Source organism: Paenibacillus sp. F024, from assembly GCF_057814255.1.
The window spans coordinates 31,451-52,506 of record NZ_JBVASZ010000018.1 but is presented as its reverse complement, the minus strand read 5'-3'; the positions used below and the strand labels follow the sequence as shown (position 1 = coordinate 52,506).

The window sequence follows — 21,056 nt, the reverse complement described above, 5'->3', positions numbered from 1 at the left end:
TCCCTCCCGTCTGGTGAATTTAATGGGTGCCTCCCGTCCCAAAGTCGTCGTAGCTGGACAAATTGGCATGATAAAAGACGACGTCGCCGTCCAGCAGGGAGAACGTTGCCCCGTATGGATCGACGAAGCTGGGCTGAAACCCTTCCATCCGCCACTGATTGTCCAGCGGCGCGTTTTTGTATTGCAGATGCGGATGGTTCAAGTCTTGATTGCGGATCGTTTCGATGTTGAAATTGACGATGATGTACCCATCCTTCAGAAATACGGGCGCATGATCGTCCAGCCGGTGCGTGCGGCCGTACTCGGCCAGATTGAAGCCTTTCGGCACCACGTACGGCGCGGCGGGCAAGCTGTAGTCCCCCCGCCACCGCTGAACCGAAGCGTTGGCGCGGGCCGCATCAATGCCGGAGGGCACCTGCATGCTTCCGACAAACGTCCGAAGCTGAGGCGGCAGCAGCATGATATCGTAGCCGCCCACATAGGTCGGCTTCTGCGCATCCTTTACATATTGATCGATAAACGTCTGCCTCGCTCCGGGCGAACCGTTCAGCGACCAAAGCGTTGCTGCGGTGTCGGTCAACTCCTGTTTCGGCACATTGCGCAGACGAGCGTCGAGCGTCACATACCGTTTCTCCACATCGTCGCTGGAGCCGATACGAATAAACCGCTGACTGCCTGAATGATAGTAAAGATCGACTTCTTGCCTGTTCTTCCCCTTGCTGTCTACAAAATAAAACGTCGGTGTAATGAGGATGCCGTCGCCCGAACCGAACATGTTGCCTTTCGTCATGACTTCGAATTTGAAATGGTAACCCGTTTTGACCGCTACGTTTTTCTTGCCGCTCTCGGGATGACTGCCTTGCCGTACCGGCAGCACGTAGGGTGGGGCATTGCCGCGCGGTGCGCCGTCAATGCCTTTCGTTCCGACCCAATAGGCGTTTCCTGTCGGCGTCGCGCTGCCCTTTTGGGTGCGGAACACCGATTCCCAGGCAAAATCGGCAATGTCGGTGATGCGGAAATCATAGAGACGGCCAATCACTTCCACCGGAACCACCTGCGAAGCGACATGGTTGGATAAGTCCAGATTGGCATTCATCTGGGACGTGAAGGAAGCCGGGCTGTTCTCGGCAAACGTTCGGAATAACACATCGTAATGGCCCTCGTCCACCCAAACGGGCAAGTAGAAGGTCGTCTGCATCTGGCCGACCGGGATGGACACCCACGTGTCCTTGGGGACGAACGTCGTGCGATCCGCTTTGTACACATCGAACGGAAAGCGTACCTGCTTGTCCCTCACATACTTAGCATAATTCCGATTGCCGTAGCCCTTGATATCCTTGTGCTGGCCGCTTGTCGGAATCGTCACGTTGAAGGGCCGGTCCAGAATGAGCGCCGACCGCCCGGTAGTCGGCTGCGTTTTCTGGTTGTGGGCCTGATCGTCCGACACCGAGGCGTAGTTCACCACCGGCGTATGCACGGTTACCGGGTTGATGCCGCCGATCGGAAAGCTCTTGTTTTCCCCGCCGCCAATGCCCTTGACCAGCGTATAAAAGATGGTGCCGGTGCTCGGTTGATTCGCTTTGTTTGTTTTGGAAGCATCAATGAAATAACCTTTGCCGTACAGCACCTCTTGCCCAATCATCGGAGGGGCCGGTATCGCCCCCGGCGTCGGCGCTTTTTCCTCAACGATTCGGTTGTCCATAATCGTATTTCCGTTAAAAACGAACGAGTCGTTTTTCACCTTGATCTTGCCGATGGCGCTTTCTGCAGTTGACTTCCAGTCCTCGTTCGGTACGGAAGGCCGGCTGGAACCGCCGGAAATCGTTTGTCCGGGAAGCGTCACATTCGAATAGACCGGATCGATGATATGCGCGCTGAGCGATGCATCATGCGCGGCGGAAACGGTTGGCGGCGCATAACCATTCGGCTCCAGCGTAACCGTTCCCGAAGGAAGCGCATAATTGGAGACCGTCGCCTTTTGAATGCCGTACACCTCGAGATTTTGAATCGTCCAGAAGCTGTACTCGCGTTCAATTGAATAGTTTTTGGTGACCGTCTGTGTATCTGAACGCGGAACGGTAATGGTGGTCGGATTCCCGTCCGCATCAGGCGGGCCGGATCGCGTCTCCGTCCAGGTGAGGGTGTACGTTTTGCTCACTTGAATCGGGTATTGCTTCGTGCCGCTCGATTCCGTGAACGTGTTGCGATACAAGTACGATTTGGCTAAGGCGTTCACATACAGGCTCTCTGAAGTCGGAATGCCTTGCAGCACATCAAATTTTTCTGCGCCGCGCGCATCCGCCTGAATGACGGCAGAAACGCTTGGCTCCATCACTTCGGTCTGCTGGGAAGCGCCAGGTTGCGGTTCCCCGCCACCGTCGCCTTTACGCACCGTATGATCGGATGTCGAATCCCCCGTATTGCCGTCCACATCCTGTACGACGACAGTGATTTGCACGCTCACTTTGTCGCCGGACGTGAACGGGATTTTGATCGGAATCGTTTTACTCGTTGACGTGCCGGAGAGGGTTCCGGTTTTGTCGCCCGTTTGAACGAGCCTGGCATTTCGAATATCCGTGATTTCGTATGACTTCAAATTCTTCTGCGACTCGACTTCAAAAACAAAATCCCCGTCCACTTCAGTCACGTTTTGATCGACCGTTTCCGGCGCTTCAATCCGGGACGTGACCGTTACCGAGGAGGGAATTTTGTAAATGCCGATAAAGTTGGAGCCGCCCGATCCCACCAGAATGGAGCGCTCTTTGAGCTTGGGGTCGCCTTTTTCCTGAATGAACAGCTTCTCGTCCGGTTTGTTATTGTTCGTAATGTAAGATCGGATGATCTCATACGTCTGACCGCCATATGTGACTTGCTCTTCGAACGTATGATTCGCCTCATCCCCGGTAGCGAAAACGCCTTTGTCCACTTCTTTGAGTTTGGTGCCGTCTTCTTTTTGATAGATGGCCTTCACCGGATTGTTCTCCGCATATTCGGCAACCGCGTCCGTTCCGCCCAGATGCACCGTAAAGCTTCGCGTTCGCACCTTCGGATTCGTTTCGGGATTTTCTTGCAGCCAGTCTTTCCGCGTCGGGTCCTGCTTTGGCGATAAATAGGAGCGAACGATCGTATACGTTTTTCCGTTGTCCTCAATCGTTTCTGGAAATTCATGATCGATCGTTTCCCCGACTTTGTACTTGCCCTTTAGAAATGTAATTTCCGTTCTTTGAATGACTATGCCGTTTACGGTTTTTGCAATGACATCGACGGGAAATTCCGCGCTTCGATAGGGTACATGAATGCCGAAATAATCGTCCAAATCGTCCGGATGCGCCCAAGGTTCGGCCCTCTTGATCTCATCCAACGTATAAAAGGGCCCTTTGCGCACGTTGCCGTTCCCGTCGATAGACACCATGATGGCATACAAATATAAGTCGTCGTTGTCTTTGATGTCGCCCATGCCCGCTTTCCACATACCTTCCGTGACGAGCGCCTCGCTGACTTCGTAATAGGTCGTGACAGGCTGGCCGGGGATGGGCGGATTCGGTTCCTGTCCTACTTGCCGTACTTGCTGGTCCAAAAAAGAGGCGTGTTGGCCGCTTCTCGGATCGCCGCACTGCTTGGGCGTTGTATTCGAACATAATTGGTCACGGCGCACTGTCCAACCCACAGTTCTGTATTTAATGGATGACGTTGCAGCCGTACTGGTGATTTCAAAGCTGATTTTTCCTGCCTCGGTTCTTACTTTTGGGATTTCGGCTTTCGCTGTGAAAGGAAAACCCGAAAATAAAAAAGAGCATGCCAGAAGCACGCTCAACGCCGATTTTATGAATTTGTTTCTCTTCATCTATTCCGAGTCCGCCTTTCTGATGAAATAATTGCGGAATAAACTGGCTCCCGGATCGACTTTCAATGTACTGCCCCAATCGCCGCCAACATTCGTGGAAAGGGAAATATCCGCGTAACCTTCGTACCAAACCTGCTTATCGAATTTGCGATCATTGGGGAACCGCTCATCGTACAGCAAATTTTTACTTTCCGTGAATGAGTTGAATTTGATTCTGAACTTGGAACGTACATAATTATTTCCAAACCCGTCTTTATAAATCATGGAAGGCTCGGGATCAAGGTATCCTTCGGTCTGAATCTTGTTTTCTTTGACCCACTCCACATACCGCCGGATATATTTCAATTCCGCATTGGAGCTTTGCATTTTCGTGGCGAATACCGCCTGCGCCCAAGAATCGTCAATCGTTTTGTAATCCACGTTCAGCCAAAGTGCACCAAACGTTTTCAGCCGGTTCATCCATATATCCACGTTTTTCTTATTGAATTCCGGCAGGGTTGAATACATTACCGATGAAACCTTGCTGTCCGTAGGATGCGAGTAGGGATAGGCCATCTCATACGCTTCATTCGGTACATCGGCAAGTATATAAGGATAATCTTGCGCATTCTTGGGCAGGTTGGTTGTGCGAATCAGACGGCCCCATTCATCATATTCCTCGATGGCTTCTTCTTGTGTGGAAATAAAGACGGTCGATGTTGGGCTATCCCAATTCACTTCCGCCCCCAGCGCTTCGCTGACAAAACGCAGCGGGACAAACGTCCGGCCGCCGCTGGTGATCGCCTTCGAATCGAAGGCCACCTCTTTGCCGTTGACGAGCGCCTTGCTTTCGCCGATCGTAAGCACAATATGCAGGTCGTCCCGCTCAATCGGTACGGTCATGGTTTTGGGCTCCCAGCCTACGTTCGCGCCCATCTTTTCCGCGATGAATCGAATCGGCACGAGCGTCCGGTTGTTCTCATCGACAAATGCTTGCGCATCGGGAAACCAGATTTTTTGTCCGTCCATAACGACGCTGACAAAAGACGGAAGTCGGCTCGCCGCGCTTGCCGTTACGGTGAACAAGCTGCAAAACATCGCGGCGACAAGTCCTGCAATTATCCAATTTCTCACGCCATTTGCTCCTCTCTTGATAGGGATCATAACAAGTTTGGAAGATTTCGGCTGTCACGTTCATCATAAAACCGATCTGACGGCGTGTCCACTTTCCGAAATATCGCCGTCTCGTTAAGATGGCGAGATAGGACAGTCCAGCGGCATATAGCCTTTTTGCGCGGCCGCTTGTTCGCTGGAAAATGTCTCTTCCACCGGATAAGCAAAGCCGCATGTACTGCGATAATACACCTTCATGCTTCCTTTCCTGGCTCCGACAATCTCCGGCTTCTTGAGCACGCGGCTTCCGCCGAGCGCATAATGGTTGTAAAACTTGCCTCCCATCGGAATGCCCTGGATAAAAGCAAGCACCCCGACGTCATCCACGGTATTGTTCCATTCTTCCTGTGAAATCGTTGGCAATGTAAACGTGTAAGAGAGACCAAATCGGGAAACCTCTTCGTTGTGTTTGTTGATCCGGTAGGCGAGTTCGTCTTCAATTGCGCGGACGATGGTGCTTCGGCGCACCTGCTCAAATCGCTCCGCATCCTTTAATAGCGCAATATTCGTCTGTTGCCCGACGTCATCCCGCAAGCCTTCATGCCAGCTCCGGCTGCCCGCATCGTAAGCGAGGACGAAATCGTCCAGCGTGAACGAAAGGCTGTTGCCCGATGAATCGGCGTAGGCATACGGCTTTTTCGCTCCCCAAACCGGTTTCCGTTCCGTTTTCCCGTCGGCTCCCGTCCACTCCTCCTCGGCATAGACGTAGAAGCCGTCGTAACCAATCACCGCAATAGCCGGGATATACCGACCCAGCACGCCTTGGGCAACGGGATCGTCGGCAATGCCAAAGCTTGCGTACAGCGTCCGATAAAATGCGGCAATCGCCTCGTCCTTGTTCAGCGCCACCCGCTTGGCCGATTCGTATTGCGTCTCCCGCTGCTGGTTCGCATTAATGGTCAACATCTGCGCCGCGTCATCCACCGCCGCATCCAGCGCGACATTATAGCGCAGCTCGGAGAGTAGCGCCTTCCGCTGCGTTTCGACCTCGATCCGGTTCACGGTCGCAAACGGCAGGAAAATGAGCGCCCCGACAATGGCCCATTCAATCACCCTCATTGCGCACCACCCCGCCGTAAGGAATGAACATTTTTTCATTCGGACTGATAGACTGGTTCAGAAAATCGAACAGAATCGTGCCGGGAGTCCGGTTCGTATTTTTGACCGTGACCGCAAATGTGTCGCCGACCCGCAGCTTGTAGCGTCTCGCCGGATCGTCTTTTGCGGCCGCGCTGTTCGGGAACAGAACAGGCAAAATCTGCGCGTTGTAAAACATGTCGTAGTGCACTTCGTAGCTGCCCCGAAACGTATCCGGCCTTGTCGGGTCGTCATAAACCGGCACGTACTTTTTGCTGCCGTGTTCCATTTGCACATCGAAGGTGTTGCCCGTTGCCGCAATCGTCTCCATAAAGTCCGTATACATGGTCGGCGACACAAAGCCTTTGTCCCGCACCGCATCCACAAACGTTGTCGTCGCCTTCAATACGACCAGTTCCGAAATATCGTCCTGCTGGTCGAAGGCTGCGGAAATAGGATAAAGGTAGAGCAAAAGAACAGCAATGAGCATCGCGAAAACTTTCGAGAAACTGTTCATGGCATTCTCCTTAGCGTAAAGCGAAAATGAGACGCACCAGTTGTCCGTACGCATCCCGCTGGGCGACTGCCGTATACCGGGCATTCAGGCGAATGCCGGCGGGGACGAACGGGTCCCGATCGAGCGGCGGCGCGTATCGAACACCGTCCACCACAATTTCCGCGTCTCCCGTCTCCAGCCGGGCAACGGACTGCGCTACCTCTGCGCCGGATACGGTGCCGTCGCCGGCAATCGGCGAAAACGTCATCTGCATGTTGCGGTCCAGCGACTTTCCCGACACATAGGCGGTGGCATTCAGCGCGGCACCGGTTTGAAAGAGCAGCAGTCCGCTCGTTACGGCCATCAGAAAGAGAAGACAGGCCACGCTCATTTCCAGCATCGTTCTGGGGGCATGTTCCATCGGTTTCCTCCTTGAAAACGCCGGGGCGTCCGTCTATATCCGAAAGGACGCCCTATCAGCGTTGTGATGTCAGTAAGAGCGCTTACTGCTGCCGAAACACAATGCCGCGAATGACGTTGCTGCTGTCGTGCACCAGTTGCGCCCGAAATTTGCCGCTCGGATTCACGTAGTTGACATTCGCTTCATCGAGCGCATGGCTCAGTTGCCCCGGCGCATCACCAACCACTGAGCCGTAGGTCACGCTGTCGATCGGAACACTCGTGTTGATAACCTTGCCATACCACTGACCCGCCGGATTTTTCCCGGTGACAATCTGGATGCCGAACTGGTCCTGATCGCTGAACTTGCGCAGCGCGTTGACCACCTGACTGCCCGACAACATCGTGTTGTCGTACACCGTAAACGCCGTTTGCGAAAGTTCCGTCTGGATATTGCTGAAATTGCTTTGCGCCGCCTTGGTGGAGTCTTGCGCGGAAATAAACAATACGACGGCAAGGGTAATGAGCGCGATGGCAAGAAAAATCCCTGCCGCCATCACGAGTGCTTTTTGCGCGTTGGACATGAACCGATCTCTCCTTCAAATGAAATTAGGAATAAAAAAAGACACTTCCCGTTTGGAAAGCGCCGCAACATGTCCGCTTACTGAATGCGCTGAAGCTGTTCGTAGTAAACGGACATCTGGTGCAAGCTGACAATGACGAGCGGAATGACCAGATAGCCGAAAATGAGGGCCATCATCGGCGCAAAACCGATCCATTTTCCCCAGCCTGCCTTTTGCTCGATCAATTGCTCGTACTCCTGTTTGCGCTGCTCCTGCGCGTAAGCCTGTTCCGACTCCAGGTCGTCGAACGCTTCCCGGATCGGCAAACTTTGCGCCGCCAGTTCCAGCTTTTCCACCGTGCGGACGAACGGCACAAACGGCGCATCCTCTTTCAGCTGCGCCAGCGCCTGATCCGCGCCCTGTTCGAAATGGAGCAAGCAGGTTTGCAGCGGTTCCTTGAACACGCGGGCAAACTGTTCCATCCAGATGAGCAGATGCTCGACCGACATCCGGTCCAGATCCGCCAGCATGGCGATGACGGCATGCAGCTGATCCACTTCATGCTTCATCTCCATCTGCCGCATGTGCCGCTGGAACAACCGAACGCCGACCGGCATGGCGTAGCCGCCCCATCCCGCGAGAGCGGCGAGGAGCGCTTCCCACCACTTCACATACTGATTGTCCAGCTTCGTGAGCTTGCCCATAATGCGCCGAGCCGCGGCGCGAAGCTGATCGTCCTTGTTTGTTGCTGGCGATTCGCTGCGGAGCAGGCCCATGATCGTTTCTTCGGTGCGGTGCTTCACCTCCTTTGCGCGATGAATGATGCGGCGATCGAGCGCCGCCGCCCCGCGCGCCTTGGCTTCCTCCTCCGGCGAAAGTTGGCCGAACAGGATGCCCGGCTTTACCGGCGCATACAGGATTTGATGCCGGCTTGCGGCATGAAGTGCCATAAACATCCCGAGCACAGCCAGAAAAGCCATGCTCCCCGCCACGATGCGCTGCACATAGAGCCATTCCAGCCGAAGCGGCGACGCGGTGTCTTTAAGCAGCTTGACCATGCGGTCAGCTTCTCGGGAACCGGGGGCGGGACCGAAACGATGCACAAGCCAGCGCATCCACGGCCATTCGTAAACCTGTTTCTCCCATCTTTTTCGGCCGGTTGGTTTTGGACTCGCGTCCAGCTCCTGAATGTTCCTCAGCAGGATGTAGGACAGCCATACGACCGCCATCAGGCCGATTTTCACGATCCAGCCGGTCGTGCTCGCATAAAAGGCGTCCATGGCCGGAAAGTAATGGCTGGCCCATGCTTCAATCGGCCGGGTAAACAGCAGCGGCAACAGCGCGATGGCGGTCAGTCCTTGCAACAGGAAACTGAGGCGCTCGCGGCGCAGCAGTTCCAGATTCAGTTCGGTCGCAAGCTTCCCGAGCGCCTTCAAGTACACGGAACCGGCTGCGGTTCGTTTGTCGCCGTATTCCTTCACCAGATGCGACAGCCCGGCCAAGCCCTGCAAATAGCGGTTCGGCGCGCTCTCGATATACTGCGCCAGCCGCTGCTCGGCATCGCTTGCCGTGAGCACTTCGTATATTTCGTGTCCGTGCAGCGCCATCTCATACGGCGCGCCGTCCGCCGCTTCATAAATGGCTTCTTCCACCATGCCATGACGATGATAATGATGACGCACATCCGAAAAAAAATGCCGGAGTTGCCGAAGCAGGCGCGTCTCCAGTCGATGAACCAGATTGTCCGAAAGAATGCCATGGCCAACCCAGAAACCGATGGCGATCATGCCAAGCGTGGCCAGGTCGCGCACGCCCAGCGCCAGCGGAACAGCCGCTGCAATCAGCATGCCCCAAATAATTAGAGCCGTCTTCATCGTCTCCAGCCGCAGCTTCCATTCGTCGCCAAGCTGGAGGATGGTCATTCGTTTGCGAAGTTGGTGCAAATAAGCGCGCAGAATTGGCACACGCTCGCATAGACGGTACAACTGCTGCATGACGCTATACAGCGCTTGCTTTTTGCGGGCTTTGCCCGGTTTGCGCAGCGCTTCATACCGCCGAACGGCCTCCACATCCGAACCATAGCGGGATACCCATTGAAATGCGGCCGCCATCGCGAGGAACAGCACCGTCGCCGCGCCGAGCACAAGGGACAACCATTCAAGTTTCATCGCCATCCCCCCAATGAACCGCCAGAAACGCCTCGAACGCCGCCTGATCCGGCCCGGCGAGGCAAGCGGCGATTTCGTTTCGGCTTCGCTCGGACAGCGGATGAACGGCGACATAGCGTCCGTCGCGGTATTCGATGACGTTCCGCGCGACGTAAAGCGGTCGGTCCGTCGTGCGGCGGAAATATTCCAGCATCGTCTCCATAAACGCCGCCATTTTCTCTTCGGTCGTTGATTTATGGCGGAACGAATCCGGGTAAGCCGTCTCCTGCTCCACCGGGACGCACTCGGTGATGCGTTCAATGTAACGATGTCCGTCCGCGTCCCGCCTGAGGTGAATGTCGAAGTTGATGACGCTGACGACCTGCTGCTCGGCCACTTTTTCGTTCGTAAACACTCTGGTTTTCAGCAACGAATTGCGCAGCGAGTAGACGAGATCGCGGAATGTTTTGGCGTGGTGCGTAAACAGGGTGAACAGCGACGCGACCTGCGCCATCTGCACCATCCAGGCGGCAACCGGGTCGGTCGCCACTTCTCCCAAAATATTGACCGATCCGTCCGTTTTTTTCTGGATGTCCAGCCCGTCTTGTCCGGAGATCGTTTCGGTTTCCCGCAGGCTTATAATGTTGCGGTCCCGATATATTTTCCGAAGCTGAAGTTCAAAACTCATTTCCTGCACCCGGATCGGCAAGATGGCCGGAATGTAGCGCACCATGGCCATCAAGAGCGTCGTCTTGCCGCTGCCTTGTGCGCCGGTGATGGCCGTAATGCGCTCGCCCATGACGAGATATCTGATCAGTCCGATGGGAAGCTCGGCGTTGTCGTCCTGAATCAATTGTTCCAGCGTGGCGTTTTGCACGTCGAATTTGCGCACAAAAAAAGCCCACGATTCACTGAACCGGGGGCGCAACACAACAACGCGGGAGCCATCCGCCATTTCGTTCACCTTAAAGCCGTTGGCTTCGGACAATTGGCCGGGAAAATTATGTTTGTACACGTTCTGGCACACGCGCCTCAGTTCTTGCTCCGAACCGAAGGACAGGAAGCTCAAATGAATGGATTTCCCTTTATAAAACAGCCACACGCTGTCATGCGACCTTGGCACCTCGGAAAGCTGCGCTTCTTCCTCCAGGCTCCATTCGCCTTCCCACATCGAGGGCGGGATGCCGGATACGCCGCCCGATACGCCGTCGATTTTCATGTCGCGGATTTCGTCGATGACGCTAAACCCTTTGTAATGCTGGTAGATCCGCTGCACGACGATCTGCGTTTTGTCTTCGGCAGACAGCTTGCGTACTTCCCGCTTGTAGATGTCTCGGATTTCGTCGGCGGTAATCCGGTACGATTCGGTCTCTTCGTCTTCCATGCTTCGCTTGGGACGATCCAGCTCGTATTGGCGGATCAGTTCGTCCAGCGCTCTCAAACGATGTTGTTTCTTAAACAGATAGAGCAGGATGTCAAACTGATCTTGCGGCGAGAGCGCCTGCGGGTCGTCAAACGGCAGGAGGCGATTCAGGTTATTGTCGTCCAGATGGTAGCGCTGTTCGAGCAAATCGGCGATTACCTGCTTCACATAAGCCTTGTCCCGCAAATCGCCAGACGTGCAGCCCCGCAGTGCCTTTTTCAGCTCCGCGCGTTTGTTTTTGCGGCGACGGTATTCTTCTTCCGACAAGCCGTAGTCGATCAAGTTGCTGCTTGTCATCTCATGCAGCGCTTCTTTCACATATACGGTCATCGCATCCAGTGTGTAAACCGGCTTTTCGTCCGGCCGCTCCGGCAAACGGCGGCTCATGCGCAAATAAAGCATGATGCCGACTGCGACGAGGATGCCCCCGATAAGCAAACCGTTCAGCACGAACATCATCGTCCATCGTCCTCCCTCCCGCCGAAAAGAGGCTTGTCTAATCCAGCGTGCTGGATGATCGCCTGCGCCAATGCCCGTACTTGTTGCATAAAGAGACTGTTTTTATGATTGCGCGGCACTTTCCGGTTACGAAATAAAAAATGTATTGCGTCTCCTTGCTGGGTGGCATCAAGCCATCCCGTATTATGAACAATCGGGTACGCAGGCTCCCGTCGGTGGAACTGACGCATGATGTTTTTGACGGTAAACGCCGAGCGAGGGTCATATTGCCCGAATACGAGCAAAAGCTTCCGGTTTGATAGAACCTGCGCCTCTACCATCGGAAAAACTTGCTCCAGTTTGAGCGCATTTTGTGGCAGACAAACGACCAACAATTCCGCCTGACGCAGCAATGTCCGTGTCCATTCCGACACGTTGCCGCTTCCGCCGTCCAGCAACACCACATCGTAAGCGCGTTTTGTCAGTTCCAAGAGCGGTCCGAGCCAATCCTGCGCGGATGAAACAAACGATACGTCCGGCTTGTTCGATCCCCGCAGAATATCGAGGCGCTCGGCGAGCAACGGCAACGTATAATCCCGCAGCATTTTCGGTTCCAGCTTGCGGTTTTGCAGAAGCCTCAGCAGCGCGTCGACGCCCGCGTCAGGCGGGGCGTCCGCTTTATTTATCCAGGATCGCCTCGGGTAAAAGCCGCGTTCAATGGCAGCATATTCGCTTTGCAAATGCCCAAGCAACAAAAGGCGCGAGGAGTATTCCAATCCGAGCAGCGCCGCGGCGGCAATCAGGTTGCTCGTCGTACCGGCCTGTCCCGGTACCGGACTCCAAAACACCACGGTATAACCCATTTGCTTCATCTCCTTTCGTGCAACATTCCTGGATTCACCCGCGTCTTCGAGACCGCGCCCATGCCCGCCGGGCAGTTTTGACATCGCACTCAAACAACTGTTGAAGCATGTCCAGCACGTTCCGGCGATACGCCCCGGACAGCCGCCTGATGTCGATGCGGCCATGATGCTGGTTGTCCAGTTCGACCGACATATCCCGTTCGTCCAGCGGAAAGCGGAACACGGTGTCCTCCCAACGTATCGCCTGCTGCGGCAGCAGCGAATCGATATACGACTCGGGTATGGCGATCGGCAGAGTGGGAGCAATCAGTTTGTAAAACGAAAGCGGCTGACCTTCCGCTTCGTGAAGGCACAGCCGCTGCATCAGTTCCGCGTTTTTATGCATGCCGAGTCGGCTCCAATTGCTGCACCAAACCCGCTTGTCGTATCCCGGCAACTCTCGTCCTTTCACAAATTCAGTGTGATCGGTGTCGAGCAGCATGACATCGTATGCTGTTTCGCCTCCGGCTTGAAACAAAGAACGTTCCAATTGCGCTGGCGTGATGAGCCCGGTCGCCACATCGATGCCTTCAAACTCCCGCAGCGAACAGCCAAAATCCGTTCGCGGCAAATAGCCTTGCATGGACTGGGCAAGGGTGGAATCCACGATCAGCACCTTTCTCTCCATCGCCGTGAGCAGCTTGCCAAGCACAAGGAGCAGGTGGCTTTTGTCCGGCGCGCCGAAAAATACGACCTTTTTCATGACGGCCTCCTTCACTGATTAAAAATTTGCTCCAATTTATCCACTTTTGCAGGCTCTCCAGGCGACGAAGCTGGCGCCGGATCTGTTGAAACAGTTGATGTAGGCTCCTCTGGCGTTTCCGGTCGATTCTCACTCATCGTTGTCGGAACGGAAGAGGTAGGCAGCGGCTGCGCAGCTGGCGGTTCGTGATCGACCGTAGCCGTTGCGCCTGCCGGTGGCGGCGATGGGGTCGCCTCATGCATGGCATTGCCTTGCTGCGTGACAATCCGTTCGTTTTGCAATTGCTGCTGAACCGTTACGCTTCCGCTCGTTACGCGCAGTTTGTCCGACTCGCTCATCGCCTTCAGATTGTCATCCAGTGTCGTTCGCAGTTGGCGGGCAAGCTCGGTTGTCGCTTTTTCTAGCAGGTTCGGATCATGATCCATCAAGTCGAGCACCTTCGGATTGGCGGGATAATTGACTACTGCCGATTCCTGCAAGCCCGGCTCGATGTAGGGCAGGGCATACAGCCGCGCGCCTTGCAAGTAGGCATCGATGATCGCGCTTGAAGTCCGTAATAGATCCAGCTCGTTCATTTCCAGCCAGATGACATTGCCGGACAACTCCCGCGCCTTCTTCTTCGCCAGCAAGACAAAATCCTCGCCAGTCGGGAAGTTGATTCGCACGTCGATGTACTGTCCCTTTTGCAGATTGGAGGGAAGCTGAATGACTTGAAACTCCTGCACCCGCAAATCCTTCGGGATTGGCGCGCCCTCGTACAGCATGGAAGGCATCAACGGCGTGCCTGGCTCTAATTCGATTTTGGCGCTTTTGCCAATGACCGCGTTCTGATCAGTAATCATTCCTTGCGGCACCAGATTCGCAGGCAGCGGAACAGACTTGAGGTCTTCCGCCTTCACGATGCCGCCGGCCGGAACAGTGTGCGCCACAGTCCAAACGCTTCTGCGCGATTGTTCCTCTATCGTTTTCAATTCTTCGATTTGCCTTTCATAATGTTCCTTCATTTGCTGTTGTTTCTGCTCTTGCTCTGATTGCTTGATCAGAGAATAAATGGCCGCAGCAGCCAGTAAACAAACGCTTACGGCAATCGCCGCGATGATAAGCGCCTTGCGGTGCCGATACGTCCACGACATCGCTCACGTCTCCTTTCAAACCAAAATTGAAGTGCTGTCGATTGACTTTACCGGGCTTCGTCACGGCGCTTCGGTTTTTGCTGAGTTCCAATCTGATGCTGCTCCAATTTTTCTTGCGCCCATGCAGGCATATGCTCCGGTTTTATCAGACCCATAAAATCCTCTCGATTCCAGCGAGCCTCTTCACCGGTATATAGATTTAACACGTAGACGGCGCGACCTCGGGAATTGGCAGAGGTGCCAAAACCGCTTAGCGCCAGCACAAGCTGGTTAACAGCGGTGCGGTATTCAGGTCGCAACCGTTCCGGCCGGATGACAACAACCTGGTGGTCAATGCACACGTCTTCGCGAATCGGCTGGCATTGGACTTGGGTAAGGGGAGATAGGGGCACCTTGACACTGGCCCTTTCTTCTTTGAGATCCTCCAGCTCCCATTGCACGCGGGAAACAAAGTCATGCACGGCCTCAAGATAATCCGCGCCGGCTGCAAACGCGTAAAATTGCTCGACACCCAACGAATTGTTTCGGGTGCAGGTACAAACCATGTACGGACGTTCGGCATTGGTTTCGTCTATGCCAAGCAGCACTTCCACCTTCCCGATGGAGATGGCCTGAACGACTTCATAGTTGTCCACCATTCGCTTTATTTCTTCCATTGTCCGTCCTCATTTCCTGGAAAATTGCGGTCATTCTTCGTTCCCCGGCTTCGCTTTGATTGGCCGACTTCACGAGATTTCTCGTTTCGCGTGCGCGGCTGCTCGGTCTCATCCTCCAAAACTTCAAAGCGGTTGAAACCCGGCTTTTCTTGCATCAGGCGCTCATATTGACGACGCCTCCCTTTCGTGAAATACATCATGAATCGCCTCCCCAAAAATGGGCATAAAAAAGCTCTCCGCCTAGGGGAGAGTGCCTGCCGGACAGGATCGTTATGTTTCAGAAACAGGTTAACGTTCCTGCTCCCGTTGCCGTTTTTTATACCAACTTTCCAACAGTTGTACGATCAGGTCTTCCTTTTGCTTTTCGGTAAAGTCCCTCGGGAAGAAACGGTCGATCCGTTCGCGCCGAATGGTCATCTTTTCTTTCTGGTTCGGCTTCTCCTCCGTGAGAATCGAGAAGATGACATCCACGTTAAGCCGCCCGTCCTGGCTCAGTTTTTTCATGCGCTGCGCCTGCGCCAGCGAAGGCGTGCAGTCTTCGGACTGCATCGTTTCGTACAGGGCTTTCTGTTCTTCTTCGGCCAAGTAAGAAAGCTCTACGGCCGGATTGAAGGCGATTCGTTTATCGTCCACCATTTCGAGAATGGAGGGGGTCAGTTCGGTAAGGCGGATATAGCGTGAAATTTGATGCGGGCCTTCCCCAGCTTGCTCGGCGATAATTTGCCTTGATGTTTTATTTGCCGACTTCTGCGCAATTTGCGCAGAAGTTAAATCCGTTCTGGCTCCTTGCCTTTTTATTGCTTCCAGTTTCATCTTATAAGCAAAAGCCTTCTCGCTAGGCAAGATATTTTCCCGTTGCAGGTTGCTGTCCACCATGATGATCGTCGCCTGATCGTCGTCCAGTTCGCGGACGATGCAGGGCATCGTTTCTCTGCCTGCCAGTTCGCTCGCTTTTTTACGCCGATGCCCGGCTACCAGTTCATAGCCGCCGTCCGCCTTCGGACGTACCAGGCCGGGAACAAGAACGCCGTATTGCTTCACGCTGTCCGCCATTTCCAGCATCGCTTCATCCGCCTTCACCTTGAACGGGTGGCCGGGAAAATCGCTGATTTCAGATAAAGGGATGTCCAACACTTTTTCCCGCTTTTCATCGGCGCGGCTCTCCTCGGTGGAGAATAAATCAGCGACTGTGGTCAGTTTGATGCTGGCGCGCATGTCGTCTTTCGCTGCCAATGCTCTGCACCTCCTTCGTAAAGGCGGCATACGCTTTTGCCGTTTGACCATTGGGGTCATGAGCATAAATGCTTTTTCCCTTGGCGCTCGTTTCCGCCGCGCGAACGGATAAGGGAATTTCGGTGTTGAACACGCGCAGCTTGTCGCCGTAGTCGCGCCGAAGAATGAATGAAATATCCTTGGCGAATTTCGTCCGGCTGTCTACCATCGTGAGCAGCACGCCGTCCAAAACCAGCTTCGGATTGATCTGCCTCCGTACACGGGCAATAGTCTGCAACAGTTGAGTCATTCCCTTGGCGGGCAAATAATGCGCCTGTACGGGAATAATGACGCTGTCCGCTGCCGCCAACGCGTTGATGGTCAACATGCCCAAACTCGGCATGCAATCGATCAGCACGTAATCGTAATCGGCTTTAACCGAATCGATGTACGAACGCAAAATCGTTTCTCTGCTCATCGTATTGACAAGCGATACTTCAACAGCAGACAATTCAATATTGCCTGGCATCAGGTCAACGCCTTCATGGTGATGCAAAATACCTTCCCGCGCTTCATAGGATTCTTCCAGCATCGTCTTCGCCAGCAATGTCGCCAAAGATACCGATAAATTATCCGGTTCGTGGAAACCTAATGAATCCGTCAGGTTGCCTTGCGCGTCCGCATCAACCAGTAAAACCTTTTTCCCCTCGGCTGCCAAACCGATCCCCAGATTGACCGCCGTTGTGGTCTTGCCTACGCCGCCTTTCTGATTAGCGAGGGCGATCACCTTGGCCATCTTACACTTCTCCTTTCACGCAAAAAGCCGGTTGCGCTGATAGTTCAGGGCAACCGGCTTTTTGAATAGTATCTATCTAAAAAGAGAACACCGCAAAAAGGGCGTTCTCTTGGACATTCATATGTTGAAGTCACCTCATTTTCAGTTATCTCGTGAGCTTATTCCAATAATTTCAACAATTCGCATACGCGTCGTCCAAATCCAGGATCAAAAAAACGGAAACTCCAAACTAATCATTGAAAGGCTGCTGCTGCACTGCACCTGTCTTGGATCAACTAATACATTACAAATTGCATCCCATCTTCTCACGATTCGCTCGGTCAGCTAACCAATCTAACGCGCTGGGTGTTGTTTTCCATGAATGGAGGGCGAATGAGGCGTAAATAATCGCTTCCTCCTCACTCCCCCGCGAGTAAGCATCAGGTTTAATATATGGAATATGCTTCTCACCTAGTAAATAAGCGGGAACAAAAGAATTCGATTCGAGAGCTTTACTCAACGATACGGCCGCTTTGCGAGCACTCTTGCAACGGAAAGAAAGCAAAGCTTCGCTATACAGCATAAAGCATGTAGCCTCTTTATGGTCTGACAGAAATTCGTCAGCTTCTTTATTCATTTCCTCAGCCAGCAAATAATTTACCAGTATATAGCGAATTCCCAGACTGTCATTAGGATTCAATCGGAGCAACTCACGACAGTTCGCAATGGCATCTTGCCGGTGTCCATTATTCCAGAGGCATTCCGCCAGTCCTGCCAGTGCCCTCATATATGGTCTGGTCTCAGTAAGCCACCAAAATTCACCTACATTCTCTTCAAAAAACGATTCCCCCAAAGCTAGACGCCCCACCTTCACCCCCCGCTCGTACAGTTCCATTCGTTCTTCCGAAGATTCACTATGTTCCGCTAACAAATTATAGGCATCCGCACAGTATGGCGACAGAAACAATGCTTTTCGTGCCATCGAGAGACGCTTGCTTCTACTCATCTCGTCCCATGCATCATAAATCATTTCCTGCGCCTGATCCAGCTTTTCTCTGTCAAACGAAGGAAGCTCCAATTCAAGCACCGTCTTGTCGTATCGTCTATGTTTACCTTGCTCTATCTTGAAAAGACCGGTATCAACTGTAATAAAATGCTGGGTAAAATCATCATAGTCCGGAACAGACCGAGGATGATGCTCCTTTGGCAAGCTTTCTTTCCATGTATTGAACTTCGAACCAATCAAATATTGACATACTTTCAGACGAAGTTTGTCCACTCCTTCCAGTGTATGATCCACTGTTTCACTCAAATAATAGGATAGCAGCTGTTCTATATCCCGAAAGATTCTGACACCCGAAGCAAAGCCGCTTTGTGGGTGCAACGGCATAATATCCAGACTTTCAAACGCGGCAAACAAGCCGTCGGTTGTAACCGTCTTCGGTACAAATAATGCGTCCGGCAATCCGAATATAAATTTTTCTTCCTTCTTCTCCTCGCTCCAGGCATAATAAAGAAAATCTGCGAGAGGAAGCGGCCTTCTCGTCGTAGCCATCCGAAAAGCAAACGTCCCGCTATAGTGATCGCGCAATATATAGTAAATGAGATGTTCTTTGCGTGACTTAAGTGCGTTTTTCAGATCAACGTCCAACGGTTTTTTCTGGTATCTCAAATATCCATCATTGCCAAAATAATAATGCCTTGAGACGGAGACCAATAATTGATGCAATTGGTTGGAATAATCGGAAACCAACCGGCGATGCATACAACCAACCCCTTTAGTAATAATGCGGCATCCTGAGATTGTTCATAGCCAACATACCTGATTTTTCGCCTCTCGACAAGGAGAAGCATACCCTACAATTATAAGCCAAAAAGTTCACCTAACATCCTCTCACATGCACCGTTTCACCAATTCATACAGCCATAAGACTTCCCAACCCCTTCCTTCGAGGCTCTGATGGTGAAAAATAGGAATGGAAACCCGCTTCTCGCTCGGCTCGTAACACGACTCTTTACATTTTGTCATGACCGTTAGGTTTTGAGATAACGGCCGGTTTTTAAATTATATTTATATATAAGAAGAGAACACCGCAATTAGGGGTGTTCCCTTGTATATTCATATGTTGCAGCAACTTTCATTTTCAGCTGATTCATGAATTTATTCCCATGAATTTAACATATCTACACACCCGACGTCCAAATCTAGGTCCAAAACGACCGAAACCTCGATTTTGTCTTTGAGCACCTTATTTTTGAAGTCGTTGCCGTCCGCCGTGAAAGTCATAAAACGCGCAAAGTGTTGAAAACAAAGGATTTCTACGTATCGATTCGTTGCATTCCTATTACGCACTCCACATGCCCCGTATGCGGGAACATATCGACCGGCTGCACCCATTCGAGACGGAAGCCGCCGTCGAGCAGCACCTGGCAATCCTTGGCCAGGGTGGCCGGGTTACACGACACATACACCAGCCGCTTCGGCCGGGCTTGCACGAGCGCCTGCAGCAGCGGGCGCTCGCAGCCGGTGCGCGGCGGGTCGACGACGACGACGTCGGGTCGGACGCCGCCGTTGACCCACTCGGGCAGCAGCTTCTCGGCGCGCCCCTCAAAGAAGCGTGCGTTCTCAACGCCGCTTGAGCGTGCATTGTCCCGGGCGTCCTGTACCGCCTCGGGAATAACCTCGATGCCCCGTACCTCCCGGGCATGAGGGGCCAGCCACAGGCCGATCGTACCTGTACCGCAGTAGGCGTCGACGACCAGCTCCGAGCCGTTGAGCGAGGCTGCCTCACTTACGGCGTTATACAGCTTCACCGTCTGCTCCGGATTGAGCTGGAAGAAGGCCCGCGGAGATAAGGAAAACCGGACGTCGCCAAGCGTTTCCTCGAGCCGGTCCCGTCCCCAGAGCACGACGGTTTTCTCCCCGAATACAAGCGGCGACTTGCCCTTATGGATATTTTGGGCAATCGTGGTGACCATAGGCAGAGCCTCACGGATTCGCTGCACAAGCCGTTTGGAATCCGGCAGCCGGTCGGTGGCGGTGATCAGCGTCAGCTGGACATTCCCGGTGGCTTGACCGACGCGGGCGACGACGGTCCGGACCGCTCCCTCGCGAGTGCGTTCATTGTAGATTGGGACCTGAAGCTCCGATAAGATCGTCTTCACCTGATCAATGACTTGATTAACAGTAGGATGCTGAATGGCACACCCGCTGATATCGACCAAACGATGCGTCCCTGTCGTATATAGACCCGTGATCAACTCTTCCCCTTCGCGCCCTATTTGCAATTGGGCCTTGTTCCGGTAACCCCATGGATCGGTCATTCCAAGAATCGGCCGGAACGGCAGCTCCTGAAGACCGGCATAGCGCTGGAACGATTCACGCACAAGCTCTTCCTTCGCCTTCAGCTGTGCCTCATAGGTCATATGCTGCAGCTGGCACCCGCCGCAGGATTCATAGACGGGACAAGGCGGCTCCTGACGGTCAGGCGATATTTTCTCCAGCTCGATGATGTCCGCGCTCAGGTAACCCGGCTCCACCTTCGTGATTTTCGCCTTGACGACTTCATTGGGCAAAGCCCCCTGGACAAATACAGCCTTGCGCCGGTAATAACCGACCCCTTCTCCATTAATCCCGATTCGTTTGATCGTGACAATAATACGGTCTCCCACTCGGACCTCTTCGGCAGAAGAAGGGGCTCCGGCGAGCCCGGATGGCTTCCGCGTCGTGTTCTTCTGCTGACGGGCTGCTTGCGGCCGGTTCGATTTGTTCGGTCGGTCAGATTTGGACCCCGCCGTTTTGGCTCCTGCCGCTGCGGCGTAACGCTTGTCCGGCCCGCCGCCCTGCTTACGCCCCCGCTCCTGCGGCCTATTCATCCCCTGTGTCATGCTGTATTCGCTCCGTTTCCGCTATCGTTTCTTCCACTATACCACAGGGGTATACTTTTTTCCCAATGGAGCGGCAGCTATAAAGTCTGCTTTGAAGCAGCTGATCACGGCAAGCCATTTTGCTTGAGCATATTTTTATTCCGGTTTTGAGACCGTCTTCTGATGAGGCGGTGACTTTCGACACTGCAAGATCATCGAATGAGGTATGCAAAAACATTCCAAGGAAAACAATATATGCGGTCAGCAAA

The 21,056-nt window shown here is 53.5% G+C and carries 17 protein-coding genes; all 17 read right to left on the bottom strand.

The window, feature by feature from the left end; genetic code table 11:
- Positions 1–19: 19 nt before the first annotated feature.
- Positions 20–3,844 carry a DUF5704 domain-containing protein gene (locus ACZYR9_RS18065; RefSeq protein WP_488979889.1) on the bottom strand — a complete coding sequence of 1,275 codons (3,825 nt, stop codon included), beginning with the start codon at positions 3,842–3,844 and terminating at the stop codon, positions 20–22.
- Complete coding sequence (locus ACZYR9_RS18060) at positions 3,845–4,957, bottom strand: copper amine oxidase N-terminal domain-containing protein (RefSeq protein ID WP_488979888.1); 1,113 nt, start codon at positions 4,955–4,957, stop codon at positions 3,845–3,847. It abuts the gene before it with no gap.
- Between the two features lie 114 nt (positions 4,958–5,071).
- A complete protein-coding gene (locus tag ACZYR9_RS18055) occupies positions 5,072–6,055 on the bottom strand; it encodes a hypothetical protein (RefSeq protein WP_488979887.1) in 984 nt (327 codons plus the stop codon).
- Positions 6,042–6,590 (bottom strand): hypothetical protein, encoded by a 549-nt coding sequence (locus ACZYR9_RS18050; protein ID WP_488979886.1) that lies wholly within the window; start codon positions 6,588–6,590, stop codon positions 6,042–6,044. The genes ACZYR9_RS18055 and ACZYR9_RS18050 overlap by 14 nt, the downstream gene beginning before the upstream one ends.
- Positions 6,591–6,600: 10 nt before the next feature.
- On the bottom strand, positions 6,601–6,990 hold the full coding sequence (locus ACZYR9_RS18045) for a hypothetical protein (RefSeq protein WP_488979885.1): 390 nt from the start codon (positions 6,988–6,990) through the stop codon (positions 6,601–6,603).
- Between the two features lie 82 nt (positions 6,991–7,072).
- The gene (locus ACZYR9_RS18040) at positions 7,073–7,552 is read right to left on the bottom strand and encodes an ABC transporter permease (protein ID WP_488979884.1); all 480 of its coding nucleotides are present in this window, start codon (positions 7,550–7,552) and stop codon (positions 7,073–7,075) included.
- 77 nt (positions 7,553–7,629) lie between these two features.
- Entirely contained in the window at positions 7,630–9,699 is a 2,070-nt protein-coding gene (locus tag ACZYR9_RS18035) for a hypothetical protein (protein ID WP_488979883.1), read from the bottom strand.
- Positions 9,689–11,560 carry a pilus assembly protein CpaF gene (locus ACZYR9_RS18030; protein ID WP_488979882.1) on the bottom strand — a complete coding sequence of 624 codons (1,872 nt, stop codon included), beginning with the start codon at positions 11,558–11,560 and terminating at the stop codon, positions 9,689–9,691. Before ACZYR9_RS18030 ends, ACZYR9_RS18035 begins: the two co-directional genes overlap by 11 nt.
- Entirely contained in the window at positions 11,557–12,402 is an 846-nt protein-coding gene (locus tag ACZYR9_RS18025; protein WP_488979881.1) for a hypothetical protein, read from the bottom strand. Before ACZYR9_RS18025 ends, ACZYR9_RS18030 begins: the two co-directional genes overlap by 4 nt.
- A gap of 34 nt (positions 12,403–12,436) precedes the next feature.
- Positions 12,437–13,144, bottom strand: a complete 708-nt coding sequence (locus ACZYR9_RS18020; protein WP_488979880.1) for a hypothetical protein — start codon at positions 13,142–13,144, stop codon at positions 12,437–12,439.
- A gap of 11 nt (positions 13,145–13,155) precedes the next feature.
- A complete protein-coding gene (locus ACZYR9_RS18015) occupies positions 13,156–14,277 on the bottom strand; it encodes an SAF domain-containing protein (protein ID WP_488979879.1) in 1,122 nt (373 codons plus the stop codon).
- Positions 14,278–14,324: 47 nt separating this feature from the next.
- Positions 14,325–14,933, bottom strand: coding sequence for a hypothetical protein (locus ACZYR9_RS18010; protein WP_079913972.1), 609 nt, complete (start codon positions 14,931–14,933; stop codon positions 14,325–14,327).
- Positions 14,921–15,133 carry a hypothetical protein gene (locus ACZYR9_RS18005; RefSeq protein ID WP_144028046.1) on the bottom strand — a complete coding sequence of 71 codons (213 nt, stop codon included), beginning with the start codon at positions 15,131–15,133 and terminating at the stop codon, positions 14,921–14,923. The genes ACZYR9_RS18010 and ACZYR9_RS18005 overlap by 13 nt, the downstream gene beginning before the upstream one ends.
- A gap of 88 nt (positions 15,134–15,221) precedes the next feature.
- Positions 15,222–16,166: a ParB/RepB/Spo0J family partition protein gene (locus tag ACZYR9_RS18000; RefSeq protein ID WP_488979878.1), complete on the bottom strand. Its 945-nt coding sequence runs from the start codon at positions 16,164–16,166 to the stop codon at positions 15,222–15,224.
- Positions 16,114–16,941 carry a ParA family protein gene (locus tag ACZYR9_RS17995; RefSeq protein ID WP_488979877.1) on the bottom strand — a complete coding sequence of 276 codons (828 nt, stop codon included), beginning with the start codon at positions 16,939–16,941 and terminating at the stop codon, positions 16,114–16,116. Before ACZYR9_RS17995 ends, ACZYR9_RS18000 begins: the two co-directional genes overlap by 53 nt.
- A 283-nt stretch (positions 16,942–17,224) precedes the next feature.
- Positions 17,225–18,685, bottom strand: coding sequence for a hypothetical protein (locus ACZYR9_RS17990; RefSeq protein ID WP_488979876.1), 1,461 nt, complete (start codon positions 18,683–18,685; stop codon positions 17,225–17,227).
- Positions 18,686–19,239: 554 nt separating this feature from the next.
- Positions 19,240–20,808: a 23S rRNA (uracil(1939)-C(5))-methyltransferase RlmD gene (rlmD, locus tag ACZYR9_RS17985; RefSeq protein ID WP_488979875.1), complete on the bottom strand. Its 1,569-nt coding sequence runs from the start codon at positions 20,806–20,808 to the stop codon at positions 19,240–19,242.
- Between the last annotated feature and the right edge of the window lie 248 nt (positions 20,809–21,056).

What these genes read in the sequence shown, in the direction of transcription:
- ACZYR9_RS18015 (WP_488979879.1), bottom strand. Translation starts at nt 14,277, where the DNA reads ATGTCGTGGACGTATCGGCACCGCAAGGCGCTTATCATCGCGGCGATT.
- ACZYR9_RS18065 (WP_488979889.1), bottom strand. Translation starts at nt 3,844, where the DNA reads ATGAAGAGAAACAAATTCATAAAATCGGCGTTGAGCGTGCTTCTGGCA.
- ACZYR9_RS18030 (WP_488979882.1), bottom strand. Translation starts at nt 11,560, where the DNA reads ATGATGTTCGTGCTGAACGGTTTGCTTATCGGGGGCATCCTCGTCGCA.
- ACZYR9_RS18020 (WP_488979880.1), bottom strand. Translation starts at nt 13,144, where the DNA reads ATGAAAAAGGTCGTATTTTTCGGCGCGCCGGACAAAAGCCACCTGCTC.
- ACZYR9_RS18045 (WP_488979885.1), bottom strand. Translation starts at nt 6,990, where the DNA reads ATGGAACATGCCCCCAGAACGATGCTGGAAATGAGCGTGGCCTGTCTT.
- ACZYR9_RS18010 (WP_079913972.1), bottom strand. Translation starts at nt 14,933, where the DNA reads ATGGAAGAAATAAAGCGAATGGTGGACAACTATGAAGTCGTTCAGGCC.
- ACZYR9_RS18040 (WP_488979884.1), bottom strand. Translation starts at nt 7,552, where the DNA reads ATGTCCAACGCGCAAAAAGCACTCGTGATGGCGGCAGGGATTTTTCTT.
- ACZYR9_RS18055 (WP_488979887.1), bottom strand. Translation starts at nt 6,055, where the DNA reads ATGAGGGTGATTGAATGGGCCATTGTCGGGGCGCTCATTTTCCTGCCG.
- ACZYR9_RS18025 (WP_488979881.1), bottom strand. Translation starts at nt 12,402, where the DNA reads ATGGGTTATACCGTGGTGTTTTGGAGTCCGGTACCGGGACAGGCCGGT.
- ACZYR9_RS18035 (WP_488979883.1), bottom strand. Translation starts at nt 9,699, where the DNA reads ATGAAACTTGAATGGTTGTCCCTTGTGCTCGGCGCGGCGACGGTGCTG.
- ACZYR9_RS17995 (WP_488979877.1), bottom strand. Translation starts at nt 16,941, where the DNA reads ATGGCCAAGGTGATCGCCCTCGCTAATCAGAAAGGCGGCGTAGGCAAG.
- ACZYR9_RS18005 (WP_144028046.1), bottom strand. Translation starts at nt 15,133, where the DNA reads ATGATGTATTTCACGAAAGGGAGGCGTCGTCAATATGAGCGCCTGATG.
- ACZYR9_RS17990 (WP_488979876.1), bottom strand. Translation starts at nt 18,685, where the DNA reads ATGCATCGCCGGTTGGTTTCCGATTATTCCAACCAATTGCATCAATTA.
- rlmD (WP_488979875.1), bottom strand. Translation starts at nt 20,808, where the DNA reads ATGACACAGGGGATGAATAGGCCGCAGGAGCGGGGGCGTAAGCAGGGC.
- ACZYR9_RS18050 (WP_488979886.1), bottom strand. Translation starts at nt 6,590, where the DNA reads ATGAACAGTTTCTCGAAAGTTTTCGCGATGCTCATTGCTGTTCTTTTG.